Below are 21,914 nucleotides of genomic sequence, written 5' to 3' on the forward strand. Positions count from 1 at the left end.
TTAAAACACACCCCACTCTGGACATTCCAAAGTGGGGTTTTTTTTGGCCTGATAAAATGAATAGATACTAACAGCGCTTATTTTTGGGCACAAAAAAACCCGCACAAGTCGGGCTTTTTAATGGCATCACTGTGAGCTAAAGCAGCTCATAGTAATGTTTAATGACGGCCCATCTAACTGGCTGTCATCTCAGCTTGCAGCGCTTCTGTGAGTGCTGCTTGCACTTCTTCTGCACTGACGGTTGAAACACCTTCAGAAGCCCGTAATTCTGCACGCTTACGCTTACGTTCTGAGTGGTATGCCAAACCTGTTCCAGCTGGGATCAAGCGGCCTACGACCACGTTTTCCTTAAGGCCACGTAAATGGTCCTTCTTGCCGGTTACTGCACCTTCAGTCAATACTCGGGTGGTCTCTTGGAAAGACGCTGCTGAGATAAAGGATTCGGTGGCCAGGGACGACTTAGTAATACCTAGCAATACGCGCTGCATATGAGAGATGATTTTGTCTTCTGCGACCATTTTCTCATTCGCTTCTAAGTAGCGAGTGTATTCAACCTGATCACCTTTAATCAAGTTAGTGTCGCCAGAAGCAACCACATCAACCTTACGTAACATTTGACGTACAATGACTTCGATGTGCTTATCGTTAATCACAACACCCTGCAGACGGTATACGTCTTGCACTTCAGTGGTGATGTAACGAGCGAGCTCCTCAACACCCAAGATACGTAATATATCGTGTGGGTTGAATGGGCCATCGGCGATTACTTCACCTTTTACAACCGTTTCACCTTCAAATACGTTGAGTACACGCCACTTGGGAATAAGCTCTTCATAGTTATCACTGCCATCGGTAGGCGTGATGACCAGACGGTTCTTACCCTTAGTTTCCTTACCGTAGCTTACGATGCCAGAGACTTCGGCTAAGATAGCCGCTTCTTTTGGCTTACGTGCTTCAAATAAGTCAGCTACGCGAGGCAAACCACCCGTGATGTCCTTAGTGGTCGCACTTTCTTGTGGAATACGTGCAACTACATCGCCAATTTCTACCTGACCACCGTCAGTAATAGATAATAAAGCGCCACCAGGAAGCAGATACTGAGCTGGAGCTCCAGATTCCGGATTGATGATATCGTTACCTTTTGCATCAACCAGTTTGATCATAGGGCGCAGGTCTTTACCCGCTGCTGGTCGTTCACCGACAGTCAGCACTTGGATAGAACTCAGACCCGTTAGATCATCAGTACGAAGACTTATAGTAAGGCCCTCATCTAGCCCAACAAACACCACCTTACCCGCCATTTCTGAGACGATCGGGTGAGTGTGTGGATCCCAAGTCGCTGCAACTTCTCCAGCTTCTACACGAGCGCCATCGCTCACTTGAATCAAAGAACCGTAAGGTAGCTTATAACGTTCGCGCTCACGACCGTGTTGATCGGTTACACCCACTTCTACAGAACGAGACGTGGTGACCATGTTGCCATCAGTACGGGTTACAGCCTTTAAGTTATGTAAGCGAATTTCACCACCATTTTTCACTTGGATCTTGTCTTCTGCTGCTGCTCTAGATGCCGCACCACCAATGTGGAAGGTACGCATAGTAAGCTGTGTACCTGGCTCACCAATAGATTGTGCAGCCACTACGCCGACCGCCTCACCAATGTTAACCTGATGGCCGCGACCTAGGTCACGTCCATAACAGCTAGAACAAATACCATGGCGGGTTTCACAGGTAATAGGTGAACGCGCTTTTACTTCGTCTACTGAAGACAAGCTTTCGTCATTCTCTAAACGCTCAACCCAAGCTTCATCAATTAAGGTGTTTTTCGCAATGAGTAATTCACCCGTGGTTGGGTTGACTACATCTTCTGCAATCATGCGTCCCAAGATACGGTCACCTAAGGGTACACGCACATCACCACCATCAATCACAGGTAGCATGGTTAGACCATCTTCGGTACCACAATCCACCTCAGTAACCACCAAGTCTTGTGCAACGTCTACCAGACGACGAGTCAGGTAACCAGAGTTAGCTGTCTTCAAAGCTGTATCGGCCAAACCCTTACGGGCTCCGTGAGTAGAGATGAAGTATTCCTGCACTGAAAGACCTTCGCGGAAGTTAGCAGTAATCGGCGTTTCAATGATTGAACCATCTGGTTTAGCCATCAAACCACGCATACCACCCAACTGCCGCATCTGCGCAGCACTACCACGAGCGCCTGAGTCAGCCATCATATAGACTGAGTTGAAGGACTCTTGCTCAACTTCTTCACCCGCAGCATTAATCACGGTGTCAATTTTCAAGCTATCCATCATAGCGCCAGCAACAAGTTCATTAGCACGGGACCAGATATCGATCACCTTATTGTACTTTTCACCCTGCGTTACCAAACCATCGCGGAACTGCGCTTCAATTTCACGCACTTCATCTTCAGCGCCGTTAATGATGATCTCTTTCTTGGCTGGGATAACGAAATCGTTAACACCAACAGAAGCACCAGAGCGAGTCGCATAAGCAAAGCCGGTATACATCAATTGGTCAGCAAAAATAACTGTTTCTTTAAGACCCACGTTTCGATAACAGGCGTTGATTAAGGTAGAGATACCTTTTTTCTTCATGGTCTGGTTGATTAAGCTGTAAGGTAACCCTTTAGGCATAATCTCAGACAAAAGAGCCCGTCCAACGGTGGTATCAGTCACTACATTTGTAGCCTGCATTGCGCCATCTTCAGACTTAACATACTCGGTCACACGCACCTTAACTTTAGCTTGTAGATCGACATGCTTGGCGCCATAGGCACGCTGCACTTCGGCTACGTCAGCAAAGACCATACCTTCACCTTTGGCATTGATACGGTCACGAGTCATGAAGTAGATACCCAAAACTACGTCCTGAGATGGAACAATAATGGGGTCGCCGTTAGCTGGTGACAAGATATTGTTAGTCGACATCATCAAGGCTCGGCATTCAAGCTGAGCTTCGATTGTTAGAGGCACGTGGACCGCCATTTGGTCACCGTCGAAGTCGGCGTTGTAGGCCGCACATACGAGTGGGTGAAGCTGAATCGCCTTACCTTCAATTAATACAGGCTCAAAGGCTTGAATACCCAGACGGTGAAGTGTCGGCGCACGGTTAAGCATGACTGGATGTTCACGGATGACTTCTGCAAGAATATCCCACACTTCAGCCGTTTCACGTTCCACCATCTTCTTAGCCGCTTTAATAGTCGTCGCAAGACCACGTAATTCCAGCTTCGAGAAGATGAATGGCTTGAATAATTCCAAGGCCATTTTCTTAGGCAAACCACACTGATGCAAACGTAAGTATGGACCTACCACAATAACTGAACGACCAGAGTAGTCTACGCGCTTACCTAATAGGTTTTGACGGAAACGACCTTGCTTGCCTTTGATCATGTCAGCCAAAGATTTCAATGGACGCTTATTCGATCCAGTGATGGCGCGTCCACGACGGCCATTATCTAATAAGGCATCAACCGACTCTTGCAGCATACGCTTTTCGTTACGAACGATGATGTCGGGCGCACTCAAATCCAACAAACGCTTTAAACGATTGTTACGGTTAATCACACGGCGATATAAATCGTTTAAATCTGAGGTAGCAAAACGGCCACCATCTAGAGGCACCAAAGGACGCAAGTCAGGTGGTAAGATAGGTAGTACCGTCAACACCATCCATTCAGGCTTGTTGCCTGAAGCCAAAAAGGCTTCCATCAATTTTAAGCGCTTAGATAGCTTCTTAATTTTAGTTTCAGAATTGGTTGCAGGGATATCTTCACGCAACTGGGCTGCTTCTTGGGCCATGTCCAAGTCTTTCAACAATGCTTGAATAGCTTCAGCACCCATGCGGGCATCAAAGTCATCACCAAATTCTTCCATGGCTTCAAAGTACTGTTCATCGTTCATCATCTGACCACGTTCTAAGGTGGTCATGCCTGGATCGATAACGATGTAGCTTTCAAAATAAAGCACGCGTTCAATATCGCGCAAGGTAATGTCTAGTAATAAACCAATACGTGAAGGTAAAGATTTAAGGAACCAGATATGCGCCACGGGACTGGCTAATTCAATGTGGCCCATGCGCTCGCGACGAACCTTAGCCAGTGCGACTTCAACACCACATTTTTCACAGATGACACCACGATGCTTCAAACGCTTGTACTTACCGCACAAACATTCATAGTCTTTAACTGGGCCAAAAATTTTGGCACAAAACAAGCCTTCACGCTCTGGCTTGAAGGTACGGTAGTTAATGGTTTCTGGCTTTTTCACTTCACCAAATGACCATGAACGAATCATTTCTGGCGATGCCAAACCAATACGGATCGAGTCAAACTCGTCCGAGTGACCTTGGGCTTTCAATAATTTTAATAAGTCTTTCATTGCCTTCTCCTACCTTATTGTCTTAGTCAGATTCCAACTCAATATCGATGCCCAGAGATCGAATCTCCTTGACCAATACGTTGAAGGATTCAGGCATTCCTGGTTCCATGCTATGGTCGCCATCAACGATGTTTTTATACATCTTGGTACGACCATTGACGTCATCAGACTTAACAGTGAGCATTTCTTGCAAGGTGTAAGCGGCACCATAAGCTTCTAGGGCCCAGACTTCCATCTCACCAAAGCGCTGACCACCGAACTGAGCTTTACCACCAAGTGGCTGCTGTGTGACAAGGCTGTATGAACCAGTAGAGCGGGCGTGCATCTTGTCGTCAACCAAATGGTTCAATTTCAACATGTACATATAACCGACGGTCACAGGACGGTCAAACTTATCCCCTGTGCGGCCATCATATAACCAAGTCTGACCAGAACGGTCTAGACCACTCAGCTCTAACAAACGCTTAATTTCACTTTCTTCAGCACCATCAAATACAGGTGTTGCCAAGGGCACACCAGCTTTGAGGTTTTTGGCCAATTCAAGGATTTCGTCATCGCTGAAGCTATTAAGATCTTCCGAACGGTAGCAATTGCCATCGTTATAGATTTGATCTAAAAAGGCTCGTATTTCTTTCACAGACTTGGCACGTTCTTGCAGCATCATTTCTTCAATGCGCTCACCTAAGCCTTTGGCAGCCATACCCATATGAGTTTCGAGGATCTGACCCACGTTCATACGTGAAGGCACACCTAACGGGTTTAATACGATGTCTACAGTCTTACCAAATTCATCGAAAGGCATGTCCTCTACGGGCATGATTACAGAGATAACTCCCTTGTTACCATGGCGACCAGCCATCTTATCACCCGGCTGAATACGACGCTTGACCGCCACGTAAACCTTGACGATTTTTAACACCCCAGGTGCTAGGTCATCACCGGTTTGTAACTTCTTCTTCTTGTCTTCGAATTTAGCATCTAGATCAAGACGAGTTTCTTCTAGCGACTGTTGCGCTTTCTCTAGCTGCTGCTGTAAAGAGTCATCTGCCATGCGCAGTTTGAACCAATCAGCACGGTCAACTTCAAGCAAGTTTTCAGCCGTAATAACGTCACCCTTACTAAAACCAGCACCGCCATTAACGGCGTTACCAATTAAGGCCACTGATAAGCGGTCATAAGTGGCTGTTTCAACAATGCGGAAACGATCATTAATGTCTTTGCGCTCTTGATCTAGCTGCATTTGCTCAATGGCAACTGCGCGTTGGTCTTTGTCAACGCCATCACGAGTGAACACTTGTACGTTAATCACTGTGCCTTTCGTACCCGTCTTAACGCGCAACGAAGTGTCTTTAACGTCTGAGGCTTTTTCACCAAAGATGGCACGTAATAGCTTTTCTTCCGGTGTAAGCTGAGTTTCACCTTTGGGTGTCACCTTACCTACTAGAATGTCACCAGGGCCAACTTCAGCACCGATATGCACAATACCTGCCTCGTCTAACTTTGATAGTGCGCTTTCGCCCACATTTGGAATATCTGAGGTAATTTCTTCACTGCCTAGCTTTGTATCCCGAGCCACACAGGTTAATTCCTGAATGTGAATAGTCGTGAAACGGTCTTCTTTAACCACGTTCTCAGAGATCAAGATCGAGTCTTCAAAGTTGTAACCATTCCAGGGCATGAAAGCGATACGCATATTCTGACCCAAGGCTAACTCACCAAGGTCTACAGAAGGTCCATCAGCTAACACGTCACCTCGGGCAACGGTGTCGCCAAGGTTAACAATGGAACGCTGGTTGATGCAGGTATTCTGGTTAGAACGGGTGTATTTGGTCAGATTGTAAATATCTACGCCCGCATCGCCCGCTTCTGTTTCATTATCATGAGCCTTAACCACCACACGTGTGGCGTCGACTGATTCAATTACACCACCTCGAGTAGCTACGACACATACCCCAGAGTTTTGGGCTACGTGACGTTCCATGCCGGTACCGACTAAGGGCTTTTGGGCCTGTAGCGTTGGCACGGCTTGACGTTGCATGTTAGAGCCCATCAAGGCCCGGTTAGCATCATCATGCTCTAAAAACGGAATAAGTGAAGCGGCTACCGAAACAACCTGACGTGGGGACACGTCCATGTAGTCAACCTTATCAGCCGACATCAAAGTAAATTCGTTTTCATGACGCACTGTGACTAAGTCTTCAGAGAGGTTGTCCTTCGCATCAAGCTTAGCGTTGGCCTGGGCGATGATGTGTTGGCTTTCCTCGATGGCTGACAGGTACTCAATGTCAGAAGTGACTTTACCCGCCACTACTTTACGATAAGGTGTTTCTAAAAAACCATAATCGTTAGTGCGCGCATAGGTAGCCAAAGAGTTGATCAAACCAATGTTTGGACCTTCTGGCGTTTCGATAGGGCAAACCCGACCATAGTGAGTAGGATGCACGTCACGTACTTCAAAACCTGCACGTTCACGAGTCAAACCACCGGGGCCTAAAGCAGACACACGACGTTTGTGAGTCACTTCTGACAATGGGTTGTTTTGGTCCATGAACTGAGATAACTGGCTCGAACCAAAGAACTCTTTAATGGCAGCAGACACTGGCTTAGCATTGATTAAGTCTTGTGGCATTAAACCATCTGACTCAGCCATACTTAAACGCTCTTTCACAGCCCGTTCTACACGGACTAGACCCACTCGGAATTGGTTTTCAGCCATCTCACCTACGGAACGCACTCGGCGGTTACCCAGATGATCAATGTCGTCGACGATGCCTTTACCATTTCGAATAGCGATCAAGGTTTGCATTACGGCAACGATATCTTCGTCACCCAATACGCCTTCACCTGTCGTTTCAGAACGACCTAAACGGCGGTTGAACTTCATGCGGCCAACCGCAGATAAATCATAACGGTCGCTGGTGAAAAACAAGTTATTAAACAAATTTTCTGCAGATTCTTTGGTGGGTGGCTCTCCAGGACGCATCATGCGGTAAATTTCTACCAAAGCTTCCAGCTGAGTGCGGGTGGGATCTGCAGTCAAGGTGTCAGACATGAATGGGCCACAGTCTAAGTCATTACTGTAGATCAATGGCAATCCAGTCACGCCGGCGGCACGCAAGGCCACTAGCAATTCTTGTGTGACTTCACTATTACAGTCACAGATCAACTCGCCTGTTGCTGGATCAATCTGATCACGAGCAATTTTCTTGCCCATTAAATAAGCTTCTGGAATTTGTAGCTGCTCTAAGCCAATCTTTTCCATTTGTTTGATGTGACGTGCAGTTACCCGGCGTCCTTCCTCGACCAAAACCTTACCTTTTTGATCGACAATGTCAAAGGTTGCTGTTTCGCCACGCAGACGGCTTGGCACCAAAGTCATGGTGAAGCCTTCATCAGTAATTGTGACGTCAACATTATCAAAGAAGGTTTCTATGATTTGTTCACTGGTATAGCCCAAAGAGCGGAGCAAAATAGATGCAGGCAGTTTACGACGACGGTCGATGCGCACAAACAATGTATCTTTTGGGTCAAACTCAAAGTCCAACCAAGAACCACGATAAGGGATGACGCGAGCATTGTAGAGTAACTTACCAGAGCTGTGGGTTTTACCCTTGTCATGGTCAAAGAATACGCCTGGTGAACGGTGTAGCTGAGAAACGATCACTCGCTCTGTGCCGTTAACAACGAAAGTACCGTTATCCGTCATCAAAGGCATTTCGCCCATGTAGACTTCTTGTTCCTTAATATCCTTGATCGCCTTAGCTTTGGAATCTCGATCATAAATGACTAAGCGCACTTTAACGCGCAGCGGCGCAGCATAGGTAACACCGCGTAGCTGGCATTCCTTAACATCAAAAACAGGCTCACCGAGCTTGTAAGTCACATATTCTAAAGACGCATTGCCAGAAAAAGAGACAATGGGAAAAACAGATTCAAAAGCAGCATGAAGGCCTAGGTCTTTGCGCTGGTCAACACCATGACCAGAATGTAAAAACTTACGATAGGAGTCGATCTGGATGGCCAACAGATAAGGCACATCCATCACCGGAGGCAGCTTGCCGAAATCCTTGCGGATACGTTTTTTCTCAGTGTATGAGTAAGGCATCAAAAATCCCCGATTTGGGTCTGTATTCAGACCGTTAAATTGGTCGGACAAATGTCCAAATATACTGGTTCCACCCTAGGCGACGGGGGCATACTCCCCGCAAAACGGCACTGGCAAAGGGTTTAAACCACTTTGATCCAGCCTTTTTTGGTTATAGAACACGGCAAAAAAAGCCCACGCTATAGAACCGAAAAAGGCCGGTGGCAAATATGCCACCAGCCATGTGCAGTCAAACCTATGGATCCGTAGGATACATAGGTCTAAGCAAGCACATCTAAAAAGATGGCTTACTTAATTTCTACAGTCGCACCAGATGCTTCAAGTTCAACCTTAAGGGCTTCAGCGTCTTCCTTAGAAAGACCTTCCTTAACGGCTGCTGGAGCACTTTCAACTAGGCCTTTAGCTTCTTTCAGGCCAAGACCTGTTGCTGCACGCACAGCTTTAATAGCGCCAACTTTCTTCTCGCCACCAGAAACTAGGATGACGTCGAATTCAGTTTGCTCTTCGGCTGAAGCACCAGCGTCTCCGCCAGCAGCTGGGCCAGCAGATGCAACTGCAGCAGTAACACCGAACTTCTCTTCCATAGCGGAAATTAGTTCAACCACATCCATTACAGACATGTCGGCTACGGCATTGATGATATCGTCTTTAGTGATAGACATAACAATTCCTACTCTTTAATAAGACCCAAATGGGTCATCTTGTTCATACGTAAAGTCGGTTTAAATCTAGCCAAAAAAGGCCAATAGATTTAAGCGGCTTCCTGTTCTTTTTGATCGCGGATTGCTGAAAGTGTACGTGCCAGCTTGCTGGTCGCACCTTGCATTACGCTCATCAACTTAGCAATTGCTTCGTCGTATGTTGGCAAAGATGCCAATACGTCGATTTGATCAGCACCCATCAGGTTGCCATCAAACGCCAGTGCTTTCACTTCAAACTTACCATTAGCTTTTGCAAATTCTTTAAACAATCGGGCGCCAGCGCCTGGGTGTTCGTTAGAAAAAGCAATAATGCTTGGTCCTTTGAAACAGTCCTGCAAACACGCATAATCCGTGCCTTCTAACGCAATTTTAGCAAGAGTGTTACGCACAACCCTAAGGGTTACGCCATTCTCGCGAGCTTGCTTGCGAAGAGCAGTCATGTCACCTACAGTAACGCCACGTGAATTGGCTACAACTGCAGATAGAGCACTGGTGGCTGCTTCGTTGACTTCTGCGACAATCGCTTTCTTGTCTTCGAGACCTATAGCCACGCTATTTCTCCTGGAAAAATTATCCAACCACTTATCTTTTCTTGGCTTACGCTAGATAAAGATAAGAACCTAATAACGGTGTTGGATTCAAAAATCTGAACCGGGTTCACCGTCTGCGTAGGAAGATTAAGGTTTGTCACCAAAAGGATCAAAACCACCTACGGTCTTTGACAGTCTTGTACAAGTACAAGACCCCAAAGTTTTTTTATCAAGGGCTTTAGCCAACATCTCTATAGCCCTTAACATGGCTCTTCTATGAAGAGCCGAATGCATTAGTACTTAACCGCACCATGATCAACTGACAGGCCTGGGCCCATAGTCGTTGAGATGGTGACTTTTTTAATGTAAATGCCTTTAGTAGAGGCTGGCTTCATCTTCTTTAGGTCACCCAAAAGAGTGATCAGGTTTTCTTTCACTGCATCTGCAGTGAAACCAACTTTACCCAGAGAACAATGAATAATACCGGCCTTATCTGTGCGGTAGCGCACTTGACCTGACTTGGCGTTCTTAACGGCTGTAGCAACATCTGGAGTTACGGTACCCACCTTAGGGTTCGGCATCAAACCACGAGGTCCAAGAACTTGACCCAACTGACCCACTACCCGCATTGCATCTGGAGTCGCAATGACCACATCAAAGTCCATCTTACCCGCTTTGATTTCTGCGGCTAAATCATCCATACCTACGATGTCTGCACCTGCTGCTGTGGCTTTTTCAACGTTCTCACCTTGGGTGAAAACAGCCACACGAACATCTTTACCTGTGCCGTTTGGAAGTACTGTAGAACCACGCACAACCTGATCAGATTTACGTGGGTCAACACCTAGGTTAATCGATACGTCGATTCCTTCAGCAAACTTAACAGTCGATAATTCAGATAATAGATCAACGGCAGCGTTAATCTCATATACTTTGCCCAGCTCAACCTTTTCGGCAATCGCTTTAGCACGTTTAGTCATGTTAGCCATTAGTTAACACCTTCTACATTTAAGCCCATAGAACGAGCACTGCCCGCAATAGTCCGAACAGCTGCGTCCATATCAGCAGCCGTGAGGTCTTCCATTTTAACCGTTGCAATTTCTTCTAACTGCGCACGTGTGACAGTGCCCACCTTCTCCGTGTTAGGACGAGCAGATCCACTTTTAAGGCCTGCTGCCTTCTTGAGCAATACTGCTGCTGGAGGAGTTTTGGTGATAAAGGTAAAGCTACGATCTGCGTACACTGTAATAACTACAGGTACCGGCATGCCTGCTTCCATACTCTGAGTTTGAGCATTGAAGGCTTTACAAAATTCCATGATATTAACACCATGCTGACCCAATGCTGGGCCTACCGGTGGACTTGGGTTAGCTTTACCTGCAGCAACCTGAAGCTTGATGTAGGCTTGGACTTTCTTAGCCATGATAGGTATCTCCTAATGGGTATAACGCCTTCTTTAACACTTAAGTGACCACTCGTGGCAGCCTCTTATCGCCTAAAAAACAGCTTCCCTGTTCAAAAAATATTCAGCTATAACTGAATGTACAAAAACCCTGAGCACTGTTGCCAGTTTCAGGGTCAACATTGGCACCTTAAGCTGCCAATAATCAGGCTTTTTCGACCTGAATAAATTCTAGCTCAACAGGTGTTGAGCGACCAAATATAAGTACCGCCACTCTAAGCCGGCTCTTCTCATAATTGACCTCTTCTACTGACCCATTGAAGTCTGCAAATGGCCCATCAACAACCCGCACCAATTCACCTGGCTCAAACATTGTCTTCGGCCTTGGCGCTTCAGCACCCGTCTCGACACGCTCTAAAATAGCATTGGCTTCACGTTCGGTGATAGGCGCTGGCCGATCTGCTGTGCCGCCAATAAACCCCATCACTCGTGGTGTTTCTTTCACCATGTGCCAAGTCTCGTCGTTCAACTCCATATTCACCAGCACATAGCCAGGATAGAACTTGCGCTCACTGCGTCGTTTTTTACCCGCGCGCATTTCGATGACTTCTTCGGTTGGCACTAAAACATCACCAAACACATCTTGCATTTCAAAACGCTCGATGCGCTCATGTAAGGCGCGCATAACTTGCTTCTCGTAACCTGAGTATGCGTGAACCACGTACCAACGCTTTGCCATGATAATTTCCTAACTAAACTTTTTAAGCTGACTAGCCAATTAAAGACGAAACAGCCCAACTCAATAATGAGTCCAGACCCCACAAAACCAGAGCCATAATCAACACTACAACCACGACTATTAGCGTTGTTTGGGTCGTTTCTTGGCGATTAGGCCAAACCACTTTACGGATTTCTTTGCGGGCTTCTTTAAAACTAACTGCATAACCCCTGCCTTTGGCTGTTTGTAAGGCTACAAACAGGGCCACAGCTGCCAAGGCCACTAAAGCCAGGGTACGGTATAACAGGGATTGGTCGGAATATATAGAGTTACCCACAACACCAGCAGCGACTAAAGCCAGAACAAATATCCACTTTATGGTATCAAAACGCGAGTTCTGTGTAGTTGGTGTAGCGCTCATGTTGGAGCCTCTAGTTAACGGTACTTTACTCTTTGGACTATACCATCCAAAGCATTAAAAATATGGCAGGCCAGGAGGGATTCGAACCCCCAACATTCGGTTTTGGAGACCGACGTTCTGCCGTTGGAACTACTGGCCTAGAACATCTTTTTCGCGAGAATGTTAAAAACACGCTAAAAGTATGGGACGCGTATATTATACGTGTCCCATGTTTTATGCAAGCATTAAGGGCCTAACTACTTGCATTTCCTCAGCTTAAATTAAGCTAGGATTTTAGCCACAACACCTGCACCAACGGTACGGCCACCTTCACGAATAGCGAAGCGTAAACCTTCATCCATCGCAATAGGGTTGATTAACTCAACCACCATTTGGATGTTATCACCAGGCATTACCATTTCTACGCCTGCTGGCAACTCACAAGCACCCGTGATGTCAGTCGTACGGAAGTAAAACTGTGGACGGTAGCCCTTAAAGAAAGGAGTATGGCGTCCGCCTTCGTCTTTACCTAGTACGTATACTTCAGCTTCAAACGTGGTGTGTGGAGTGATTGAACCAGGCTTAGCAAGAACTTGACCACGTTCCACGTCTTCGCGCTTAGTACCACGTAGTAGTACACCCACGTTCTCACCTGCACGACCTTCGTCAAGCAACTTACGGAACATCTCAACACCCGTACAAGTCGACTTAGTCGTGTCCTTGATACCGATCATTTCTACGTCGTCACCAACGTTAACGATGCCACGCTCAATACGACCGGTCACTACAGTGCCACGGCCTTGGATTGAGAATACATCTTCAATAGGCATCAAGAAGTTGCCATCAATGGCACGCTCTGGTTGCGGGATGTAGCTATCTAGTGCATCAACTAACTTACGCACTGCAGTAGTACCCATTTCGTTTGCGTCTTCGCCGTTCAATGCCATTAAGGCAGATCCTGGGATGATGGGCGTGTCGTCACCTGGGAATTCGTACTCGTCTAACAACTCACGAAGTTCCATTTCAACAAGCTCTAGCATCTCTGCGTATTCTTCTGAGTCTGCACCGCCACAATCTTCAGCTAACAAGTCAGCTTTGTTTAAGAACACAACGATGAAAGGTACACCTACTTGACGTGACAAAAGGATGTGCTCACGAGTCTGAGGCATAGGGCCGTCAGTCGCACCACATACTAGAATAGCACCGTCCATCTGCGCCGCACCAGTGATCATGTTCTTCACATAGTCAGCGTGTCCAGGACAGTCAACGTGGGCGTAATGACGCTGCTCAGAATCATACTCAACGTGTGAAGTAGCGATGGTGATACCACGCTCACGCTCTTCAGGTGCGTTGTCGATTTGAGAGAAGTCTTTTAGTTCTCCACCAAAAGCTTCTGCACAAACACGAGTCAATGCAGCGGTTAATGTAGTTTTACCGTGGTCAACGTGACCAATGGTGCCGACGTTTACGTGCGGCTTATTTCTTTCAAACTTTTCCTTAGCCATGATAGCCTCCGACAATGGGCGGCCGATAAGCCGCGCTAAGTTAAAAAATGCAACTGTACCCACGTATTGAGTAAACTGCAGATAACAAGAAGGGTAGATACATTGCTATATCTACCCTTCAAAATATACTGTGCCCCCTTGCCTACCTGACAATGGAGCTCTAGGGCGGAATTGAACCGCCGACCTCACCCTTACCAAGGGTGCGCTCTACCCCTGAGCTACTAGAGCTTATAACGCACTAACTGGCTCTAAATAGCCTTCAAACTATTCACTAATAAAAGCGAACTTTGCTCAATATGGAGCGGGTAGCGGGAATCGAACCCGCATCTACAGCTTGGAAGGCTGCAGTAATAGCCATTATACCATACCCGCAAAGAATGGTGGTGGGAGGTGGATTCGAACCACCGAAGCTTTCGCGTCAGATTTACAGTCTGATCCCTTTGGCCACTCGGGAACCCCACCTTTAAAATTCTTTATCAGGAACTGGTGCCGGCACGAGGAGTCGAACCCCGGACCTACTGATTACAAGTCAGTTGCTCTACCGTCTGAGCTATACCGGCTAAATTGCCTGTGCCCCTGAACTCAGGAGGGGCGTATAATACTGAACGTATTAGTAGGATGCAAGCATGAATGATGATTTTATTAAAGTTTTTCAGTGTTTAACCAAGCCGGCCACTCGTGCTAAGCCATCTAACACCAGTTCTTCTAAATAAGGTAGGTCAAGCTCCTCAGCAATGGCCATAGCATCACCCCCACAAAGCAGTATCTCATAGCCTAAAGCTTGGGCGTCTTTGACTAAACCACCGACCCCATAATGAACCATTTGCTGACAACCTGCTAACGCAGCTGGGCCTGTAGCCGTGCCTGGCTCAGTGGAGTCCACAACAGCGTGAATAACATTAATCTGTGCCGTATCACGCACCAAAGCCTGTCCCATTAACCTAGCACCAGGCATGATGTAGCTACCTTCATGCTGGCCCTCAGCACTCACATAGTCGAAGGTGATAGCACTGCCGCAATCCACTACGCAAACAGCCCTGCGAGTATGCTGTCTTGCCGCTATCATTGCCAACCAGCGATCCACACCCAATTGTTGTGGCTGCTCATAACCATTGCGTAAGTCTTGCCACTGATGTTGGGTCGTCATTTGGTGACATGAAATATTTTTTTGTTGCGCCCAAGCTTCCAGGCATAGACCTATTTTAACCACTGCAACACTGGCCCAATACAATACGCCTACTTTATCTGGCAAACAGGCCTGCAGCTGCGTCAAGTTGACATCTCTTACTAACATGACACCAGAACGCTGCACCACACCCTGCTCTTGCAGTCGCCACTTAAGGCGTGTATTTCCACAATCAATGAGCAAGTCAGTCATGTCGACCTCTCTTGGGGGTGTGTGTGGGGTATCGACAACGGCCTCAAACTAATTTCGCCACCACTATAGGTAGTGACTGCGCCATTATGCTCGATCATTAATGCACCCACTGAATCTACCCCTCGGCAGACCCCCTCAATGATTCGACTGGGCAGCAAAAGTTGAACCTTTTTGTCCTGATAATAATGACACTGCTGCCACTCATCACGCACGGTTACAAAACCATATTGCACAAACCGCTGTAGGTAGTGATGCAAATGAAGGAGTATTTGTGCCACCAAATCATTGCGGTTTAACTGATAGCCTAACTGCTTTAAGCTGACCCAGGGTTGATCAATGGTTTTATGCTCAGTTAAGTGAACATTAAGACCAATACCAATCACCACATGACAGGGGCCTGTGGCATCGCCACGCATCTCGAGCAGAATACCAGCCAGCTTGCGATGATCGACCAGCACATCGTTGGGCCATTTGAGTTGTACCAATCCCACACCTAAATCAGTCAATGCGTGTTTTAGAGCCAACCCGACCACTAGACTCAGTCCCTCTAGGGCGGTCGCACCGCCAACAAAGTCCCAACCCAATGATAATGCAATATTTTGACCAAACGGCGAATGCCATTGGCGGCCTAAGCGTCCTCGTCCCGACGTTTGTACTTCAGCCAGCACCACCTCACCATGAATAGACCCTTGATGCTGGCGCTGCATTAAGGTTTCATTAGTGGAGGCAAGGGACATGTGCAACTGCACATTAAAAGCAGGATTCAGGATGGGCAGTTGACGCTGGATGGCTTCAACGTCAAGTAAGTCAAGACCACCCGCAATACGATAGCCACGGCCTCGCACACGATGTAATTTAACGCCGAGTGCTTCCACGCCTTTGAGCTGCTTCCAGACAGCAGCTCGGCTCATATTAAGGTGATGCCCTAAGGCAGTGCCCGAGTGAAACTCGCCATCGGCTAGTAGGTGTAATAATTGATTAAGACTGGTCAGCGACATAGGTATCGCACCACCACTGCGCTCCTCATTATGGTGAGGGAGAGTAAACTCGTCGCAGTGATTCTAAACATTACTTCTTTTTAGCCTTTTTCTTAGCTTTATTGACGTGCTTCACTAAACGCTGTTTCTTAGTGATTTGGCGCTGGGACAATTGGTTCTTTTTGCCATCAAATGGGTTATCACTCGTGCGAAACTCAAAGCGCACTGGAGTACCACGAATTTTAAGTACTTTAATAAATTTGTTTTCTAGGTACCGCTTGTAAGTGGTGGGCAAGGCATTAGTCTGGTTGCCATGCACAATAAATAACGGCGGATTAGAGCCGCCAAGGTGGGCATAACGTAACTTAATTCTGCGACCATGCACGAGAGGTGGCTGATGGTCTAGAATGGCATCTTCAAGTAAAGTGGTTAACTTGTTAGTGCTCCACTTAGTAAAGGCACAATCGTGCGCCTCTTCAACAGATTGGTATAAATCGCCCACACCTGAGCCATGTAAGGCTGAGATAAAGTGAATGCGGGCAAACTTAGCAAACTCTAAACGGGCCTGCAACTCATGCTTAACATGAGCCTTGTCGTCCACAGTCATGCCATCCCACTTATTAACAGCAATCACTAAGGCGCGACCCGCATCAATAACAAAACCTAACAAGTGCATATCTTGCTCAGTCAGGCCTTCATGAGCGTCAACCACTAACACCACTACATGGGCATCTTTAATGGCTTGCAAAGTTTTAACAATAGAAAATTTTTCTACTGTTTCTTTGACACTGCGACGCCGACGCACCCCCGCCGTATCAATCAAGGTATAGGGCTTGTCGTTACGCCGATAAGGAATGTAAATACTGTCACGAGTAGTGCCTGCTTCGTCGAACACCACTACTCGGTCTTCTCCTAACATGCGATTCACTAAGGTGGATTTACCTACATTGGGCCGCCCAACCACACCAATTCGAATACCACCTTCCGTTTCAGATGGGAAACCCTCATCTTCTGGAAAAGGTGCCAACACATCTTCAATGAGCTGGCTGACGCCTCGCCCATGGGACGCTGCAATAGCTCGAGGCATACCTTTTAGTCCTAGACCATAAAAGTCGCCCATGGCCACATCAGCATCAATGCCGTCAGTCTTGTTCACCACTAAATAAGCTGGCTTATCACAGCGGCGCAAGTGATCAGCAATTAATTCATCAGAAGGATTAAGACCTGCTTTACCGTCGACCAAAAACAATACCGCATCAGCTTCTTCGATAGCCAGCAAAGACTGTTCGGCCATCACCTGATCAATGCCCGTCTCATCGCCACTGATTCCTCCTGTATCGATGACAAGATAGTCCCTTTCACCCGTTTTACCTTCACCGTACTTACGGTCACGGGTGAGCCCTGGGAAATCAGCAACTAAAGCATCACGGGAACGGGTTAAGCGGTTGAAAAGTGTGGATTTACCCACATTCGGACGCCCAACAAGGGCAATTACGGGATTCATAAATAAACCAATTATTTCAAGCCTAGACGCATAAGACGTCCATTGAGGCTGAGTAAGAAAATATTATCCTGATAGCGTTGACTGCCAAGCCGAGCGCTTTTAACCGCCATTTTTTGACGGCCTACAAAGTCACCATTACTAAGCTGGAGCAAATGAGCATAACCTTGCGCATCAATAACTAATGCTTGACCAGCGAACGCCATAGGGGCAGACAATGAGCGATATTTAAGGTCACTATTCTGCCACAGCACATGGCCTCGTTGCCGATCATAGGCCAGCACCGTGTCCTCAGCATCAACGACAAGAATTGCATCACCTGCGATCACTGTGCCAGTGGCGCTAGACAGGGGATGTTGCCACATAGTGGTTCCTGTTAACGCGTCAATGGCAGCAATTTTGCCTTGATAGCTAGTCGCGAAAAGCACGTCATCCACCAAACTTAACATGCCATCTACATCCACTAAGCGCTCGATCTCTGAGCGGCCTTTAGCGGCTCCAATACTCTTTTGCCAGACGACACCACCTAGCTCATTATCTAGGGCAACCAATTGACCACTAGCGAAGCCAGCATAGGTATAGCGCTCATTAATCAGAGGCGTACTGGTGCCACGCAGGGTTAAGCTGGGAAGATTGGCTGTATAAGACCATTGAAACTTTCCATCTTCAATAGCATAAGCACTGACTTTTCCATCAACTGTTTGCACCACCACAATATTGCTATTGGCTTGCGGCGCCGCTAGAGCTTCACTCGAAGTGTTTACCTGCCAGATAACTGATCCATCAGCACGACTCACCGCAACTAATTTACCACTTTGAGTAGCCACGAATAACTGTTGGTTTATGTGGCCTACTCCCGCAGTCAATGGCTCAGCAAGGTCTATTTTCCAATTAACTTCGCCCGTCTCTAAATTGAAAGATCCTAAGTGCTGCCCTGACGCCGCAAAAATATCATTTTCTGATATCACAGGCTGCATTACTGAAGTGCTCTTCTTGTCTCCTTTTCCCACAGATACAGACCATTGCTCTGCCAGCTGCAACTGAGGTGTGATGTCATTTAAAGCTGTGGGCTCTGGCAGATTGCTGCCAGATGAAGAACAGGCGCTAACAACTATTAAAGTTAAACAGCTAATAAATAGCTTCAACGCTCTAGCAATCATATTAACATTCCTAAACTGCTCATTAATCTTGGACCCCAAGGCATCAGTATACTTATTGCGCAAGGTTGTCCAGTTTAAGACCTAACAATGGATTGTTTGTACCACTGGTTACGGCCAGCAAAGAAGCTTCCGTATACGCTGCACGCGCAGCATCTAAATCCCCTTGAGCAACTAACAAATCACCCCGAGTTTCTAACCGACCTAACTGCCATGCATCGTCAGCATCGACCAATAAAGCTAGCGCTTCATCATATTGATTTTGTGCACCTAGCAACTTGGCCAAACGAAGCGTGGCTAAAGTCCTAACTTCCACATCACCTTGCTGAGCTATGACCCACTCTAGCTCAGTGGTTGCTGCAGCCAAATTACCTTCTTGAACTTCAACCCTCGCAATCATGAGTGCTGCAAATTGAGCATAAGTACTGGCACTAAATTCTTTTTTAAGTAGATCACTGTTGTAGCGTATTTCTGCTATTTCAGTTTCTCCCAATTGACCCGCAGGAGCGCTCGTCATTAACTGTTGAAAGTAAACACTGGCTAATTCTGACTCGTTAGTCTGATGGTCTTGGTAAGCATTCCAACTCAACACACCACCCACAGACACGGCAATCGTTAGTATGAGTGATTTGCCATTTTCTTGCCACCAACGCTTTAGCGCTTCTACTTGTTCTTCTTCTGTCTTCATTTCGGCCACAACCAAAAACTCCTTTATGCTACTTGTAGTATTTATTGAGTAAGTTCCACGACATGCGCTAAAACTTGATCTAAAGATATGCTGCGCTGCTCACTCTGTCCTTGTAATGGTTTAATTTGAATTTGACCTAAGGTCAACTCATCTTCACCCATAATAAGCACCAGTTTAGCACCACAACGGTCTGCTTTTTTCATCTGATTTTTGAGACTACCACCACCACAGTGCCACAGCACACGCAAACCAGGAATGTCGGTACGTAATTGTTCGGCCAACTGCATAGTGCGCATGCTTGCAGCAGCACCCATATGAGCAAGGTAAACATCTGCTTGCTGGCCGAGACCTGCAGGTTCTTGTTGCATTTCTTGCAACAACAAAATCATGCGTTCTACACCCATGGCCCATCCCACCGCAGGTGTAGGCTTGCCACCTAACTGCTCGATCATGCCATCGTATCGACCACCACCACATACGGTACCTTGAGCGCCCAATTTATCAGTCACCCATTCAAATACTGTTTTACAATAGTAGTCTAAGCCTCTGACCAAGCGCGGATTAAGCTCGTAACTAATGCCTGCAGCATCTAACAATGCACATAAGCGCTCAAAATGTACTCGAGAATCATCGTCTAAATAGCCGTAAAATTCAGGTGCGCCATCGAGTACCGCTTGAGTGTTAGCATCTTTACTGTCCAATACTCGCAGCGGATTAGTGCTAACTCGACGCTGGCTGTCCGCATCTAACAAGTGCATATTCACTTGCAAAAATGCCACCAAGTCAGTGCGATAAGTGACCCGAGCCGCTGCACTGCCTAAAGTGTTCAACTGCAAAGTTACCGCATCTTGCAGACCTAACTGACGCCACAGCCGCCCAGTCATTATAATGAGTTCAGCATCGACCTCGGGGCCATCTAGGCCATACGCTTCGGCACCAAACTGGTGAAACTGCCGCTGACGCCCTTTTTGTGGGCGCTCGTAACGAAACATAGGGCCGTGATACCACAGCCGCTGCACTTGGTTATAGGTTAAGCCATGCTCTTGAGCCGCGCGCACACAAGATGCTGTGCCTTCTGGCCTCAAGGTCATATTGTCACCATTGCGATCGGCAAAGGTGTACATCTCTTTTTCCACCACATCAGTGGCTTCACCGATAGAGCGACAAAACAGATCAGTTTTTTCAGCGATCGGCATACGAATTTCTTGATAACCGTATTGGTCAAAGACCAACTTTACTTGTGCTTCAAAAAACTGCCATAAAGGCGTTTCAGATGGCAATATATCGTGCATGCCACGGATGGCTTTTATAGACGCCAAAATGTGTTCCTTATTTAATGGGGGGTGTCACTAACTAAGATAGAGCTATTTACTCAAAGTAAGACGTGCAATATCCTTTCGAGTATGTGGTTTTAAGTCAATGACCTCACCATTAAATGTCATCTGAGCCACACCAGAAGAACGGCCCAGCAATATTTCTATTGGCGCAGTGACGACTTGTTCAATGGTCGAACCTGAAGCGTATAAGTCCGACAATATCATTTTTCCGTTACCGTCTTTAATCTCTACCCAACAGTCTTTGTCAAACGCCATCATAAGCAGGACTTCATTTGGCCCCAGCACTGCAACATCTGCAGCCCCTGTAGACTCTTCTGTTTGGGCCACTGCTGGCACTGCGATAATTTCTGGGTTGAGTGCAGATGAATCACTAACATCACTCATTTCAGGGCTCACTGATACAGCTTCACTTAGAGCAGTCACTATCGGTTTAACAGCCACTATTTCAGCCACATCCAATGTTTGAACTGGCGCCTCTGTGGCTGCTGCCTGATCGTCAGACACCGTTGCTCCCACTTCACTAGGGTTGGCCGCGAGTAATTCCATGTCAGAACTATTATCGTCTTCCCCAAGACTTTCAACAACCAGGTCAGCTGCAGTGTTTGACAGCGTTACATTATTTAATCGCTGGAGCATTGACCCACCGTTTTGATGTTGCCACCATAAAACTGACGCGACCACCAAGCCAATGACAAAAATAATTGAGATTAACTTCACCCAGGTATCACCGGGCTTACTTTGCTGGCCCAACTGGTGGACGCCTGGCATGGGCTTTTTGTTTTGGTTTGGTACACCGTATATGGCATCAAACTCAGCCACTAAGGCCTGACCATCCAAACCTAAATGACGAGCATATGAACGAATGTACCCCCGAGCAAAGAGAGAACTTGAAATGATGTCAAAGTTACTTTCTTCAAGCGCATCGATAACTTTTGATGTTAAGTGCAAGTCGCGCGCAACTTCTTTTTGCGAATAGCCACGCTCTTCGCGAGCCTCGCGCAATAAATGACCAGGAAAGCCACGCACTTCACCGTCTAATTCTGGCTGGTCCTGCATACCTAATAATTCCACATCGTTCACTATCCGATCCTTTTATTGTTTTAGGAGGCTGG

At 46.9% G+C, this 21,914-nt stretch carries 16 protein-coding genes and 5 tRNA genes; all 21 read right to left on the minus strand.

What is annotated here, in order from left to right; translation table 11 throughout:
• Positions 1-173: 173 nt before the first annotated feature.
• On the minus strand, positions 174-4,403 hold the full coding sequence (rpoC, locus tag ABXT59_RS11715) for a DNA-directed RNA polymerase subunit beta' (protein WP_443636289.1): 4,230 nt from the start codon (positions 4,401-4,403) through the stop codon (positions 174-176).
• Positions 4,404-4,425: 22 nt separating this feature from the next.
• Entirely contained in the window at positions 4,426-8,508 is a 4,083-nt protein-coding gene (gene rpoB, locus ABXT59_RS11720) for a DNA-directed RNA polymerase subunit beta (protein ID WP_443636290.1), read from the minus strand.
• 287 nt (positions 8,509-8,795) lie between these two features.
• Positions 8,796-9,170 (minus strand): 50S ribosomal protein L7/L12, encoded by a 375-nt coding sequence (gene rplL, locus ABXT59_RS11725; protein WP_443636291.1) that lies wholly within the window; start codon positions 9,168-9,170, stop codon positions 8,796-8,798.
• A gap of 89 nt (positions 9,171-9,259) precedes the next feature.
• Positions 9,260-9,760, minus strand: coding sequence for a 50S ribosomal protein L10 (gene rplJ, locus ABXT59_RS11730; RefSeq protein ID WP_443636292.1), 501 nt, complete (start codon positions 9,758-9,760; stop codon positions 9,260-9,262).
• A 272-nt stretch (positions 9,761-10,032) separates the two neighbouring features.
• Positions 10,033-10,728, minus strand: coding sequence for a 50S ribosomal protein L1 (gene rplA, locus ABXT59_RS11735; RefSeq protein WP_443636293.1), 696 nt, complete (start codon positions 10,726-10,728; stop codon positions 10,033-10,035).
• A complete protein-coding gene (rplK, locus tag ABXT59_RS11740; RefSeq protein ID WP_443636294.1) occupies positions 10,728-11,162 on the minus strand; it encodes a 50S ribosomal protein L11 in 435 nt (144 codons plus the stop codon). Before rplK ends, rplA begins: the two co-directional genes overlap by 1 nt.
• 184 nt (positions 11,163-11,346) lie before the next feature.
• Positions 11,347-11,880 carry a transcription termination/antitermination protein NusG gene (gene nusG / locus ABXT59_RS11745; protein WP_443636295.1) on the minus strand — a complete coding sequence of 178 codons (534 nt, stop codon included), beginning with the start codon at positions 11,878-11,880 and terminating at the stop codon, positions 11,347-11,349.
• Positions 11,881-11,911: 31 nt separating this feature from the next.
• Positions 11,912-12,280, minus strand: a complete 369-nt coding sequence (secE, locus tag ABXT59_RS11750) for a preprotein translocase subunit SecE (RefSeq protein ID WP_443636296.1) — start codon at positions 12,278-12,280, stop codon at positions 11,912-11,914.
• A gap of 63 nt (positions 12,281-12,343) precedes the next feature.
• Positions 12,344-12,419 (minus strand) — tRNA-Trp (locus ABXT59_RS11755).
• A 121-nt stretch (positions 12,420-12,540) separates the two neighbouring features.
• Positions 12,541-13,764, minus strand: coding sequence for an elongation factor Tu (tuf, locus tag ABXT59_RS11760; RefSeq protein WP_443636285.1), 1,224 nt, complete (start codon positions 13,762-13,764; stop codon positions 12,541-12,543).
• Between the two features lie 153 nt (positions 13,765-13,917).
• Positions 13,918-13,992: transfer RNA gene (locus ABXT59_RS11765), tRNA-Thr, on the minus strand.
• Positions 13,993-14,061: 69 nt separating this feature from the next.
• A tRNA-Gly gene (locus ABXT59_RS11770) sits at positions 14,062-14,136 on the minus strand.
• A gap of 6 nt (positions 14,137-14,142) precedes the next feature.
• Positions 14,143-14,226, minus strand: a tRNA-Tyr gene (locus ABXT59_RS11775).
• A 22-nt stretch (positions 14,227-14,248) separates the two neighbouring features.
• Positions 14,249-14,324: transfer RNA gene (locus ABXT59_RS11780), tRNA-Thr, on the minus strand.
• Between the two features lie 92 nt (positions 14,325-14,416).
• A complete protein-coding gene (locus tag ABXT59_RS11785; RefSeq protein WP_443636297.1) occupies positions 14,417-15,142 on the minus strand; it encodes a type III pantothenate kinase in 726 nt (241 codons plus the stop codon).
• Positions 15,139-16,140 carry a bifunctional biotin--[acetyl-CoA-carboxylase] ligase/biotin operon repressor BirA gene (birA, locus tag ABXT59_RS11790; RefSeq protein WP_443636298.1) on the minus strand — a complete coding sequence of 334 codons (1,002 nt, stop codon included), beginning with the start codon at positions 16,138-16,140 and terminating at the stop codon, positions 15,139-15,141. Before birA ends, ABXT59_RS11785 begins: the two co-directional genes overlap by 4 nt.
• A gap of 70 nt (positions 16,141-16,210) precedes the next feature.
• On the minus strand, positions 16,211-17,623 hold the full coding sequence (gene der / locus ABXT59_RS11795; protein WP_443636299.1) for a ribosome biogenesis GTPase Der: 1,413 nt from the start codon (positions 17,621-17,623) through the stop codon (positions 16,211-16,213).
• 11 nt (positions 17,624-17,634) lie between these two features.
• Entirely contained in the window at positions 17,635-18,780 is a 1,146-nt protein-coding gene (gene bamB / locus ABXT59_RS11800; protein WP_443636300.1) for an outer membrane protein assembly factor BamB, read from the minus strand.
• A gap of 52 nt (positions 18,781-18,832) precedes the next feature.
• On the minus strand, positions 18,833-19,465 hold the full coding sequence (locus ABXT59_RS11805; RefSeq protein WP_443638612.1) for a YfgM family protein: 633 nt from the start codon (positions 19,463-19,465) through the stop codon (positions 18,833-18,835).
• 41 nt (positions 19,466-19,506) lie between these two features.
• Positions 19,507-20,787 carry a histidine--tRNA ligase gene (gene hisS / locus ABXT59_RS11810; RefSeq protein WP_443638614.1) on the minus strand — a complete coding sequence of 427 codons (1,281 nt, stop codon included), beginning with the start codon at positions 20,785-20,787 and terminating at the stop codon, positions 19,507-19,509.
• Between the two features lie 42 nt (positions 20,788-20,829).
• The gene (locus tag ABXT59_RS11815) at positions 20,830-21,882 is read right to left on the minus strand and encodes a RodZ domain-containing protein (RefSeq protein ID WP_443636301.1); all 1,053 of its coding nucleotides are present in this window, start codon (positions 21,880-21,882) and stop codon (positions 20,830-20,832) included.
• Positions 21,883-21,914: the final 32 nt, after the last annotated feature.

The sequence above is a fragment of the Candidatus Njordibacter sp. Uisw_058 genome (assembly GCF_047730065.1).
GTDB lineage: Bacteria > Pseudomonadota > Gammaproteobacteria > Pseudomonadales > Balneatricaceae > Njordibacter.

What these genes read in the sequence shown, in the direction of transcription:
- der (WP_443636299.1), bottom strand. Translation starts at nt 17,623, where the DNA reads ATGAATCCCGTAATTGCCCTTGTTGGGCGTCCGAATGTGGGTAAATCC.
- bamB (WP_443636300.1), bottom strand. Translation starts at nt 18,780, where the DNA reads ATGATTGCTAGAGCGTTGAAGCTATTTATTAGCTGTTTAACTTTAATA.
- rpoB (WP_443636290.1), bottom strand. Translation starts at nt 8,508, where the DNA reads ATGCCTTACTCATACACTGAGAAAAAACGTATCCGCAAGGATTTCGGC.
- rplL (WP_443636291.1), bottom strand. Translation starts at nt 9,170, where the DNA reads ATGTCTATCACTAAAGACGATATCATCAATGCCGTAGCCGACATGTCT.
- ABXT59_RS11805 (WP_443638612.1), bottom strand. Translation starts at nt 19,465, where the DNA reads ATGAAGACAGAAGAAGAACAAGTAGAAGCGCTAAAGCGTTGGTGGCAA.
- tuf (WP_443636285.1), bottom strand. Translation starts at nt 13,764, where the DNA reads ATGGCTAAGGAAAAGTTTGAAAGAAATAAGCCGCACGTAAACGTCGGC.
- rpoC (WP_443636289.1), bottom strand. Translation starts at nt 4,403, where the DNA reads ATGAAAGACTTATTAAAATTATTGAAAGCCCAAGGTCACTCGGACGAG.
- rplK (WP_443636294.1), bottom strand. Translation starts at nt 11,162, where the DNA reads ATGGCTAAGAAAGTCCAAGCCTACATCAAGCTTCAGGTTGCTGCAGGT.
- ABXT59_RS11785 (WP_443636297.1), bottom strand. Translation starts at nt 15,142, where the DNA reads ATGACTGACTTGCTCATTGATTGTGGAAATACACGCCTTAAGTGGCGA.
- nusG (WP_443636295.1), bottom strand. Translation starts at nt 11,880, where the DNA reads ATGGCAAAGCGTTGGTACGTGGTTCACGCATACTCAGGTTACGAGAAG.
- birA (WP_443636298.1), bottom strand. Translation starts at nt 16,140, where the DNA reads ATGTCGCTGACCAGTCTTAATCAATTATTACACCTACTAGCCGATGGC.
- rplA (WP_443636293.1), bottom strand. Translation starts at nt 10,728, where the DNA reads ATGGCTAACATGACTAAACGTGCTAAAGCGATTGCCGAAAAGGTTGAG.
- secE (WP_443636296.1), bottom strand. Translation starts at nt 12,280, where the DNA reads ATGAGCGCTACACCAACTACACAGAACTCGCGTTTTGATACCATAAAG.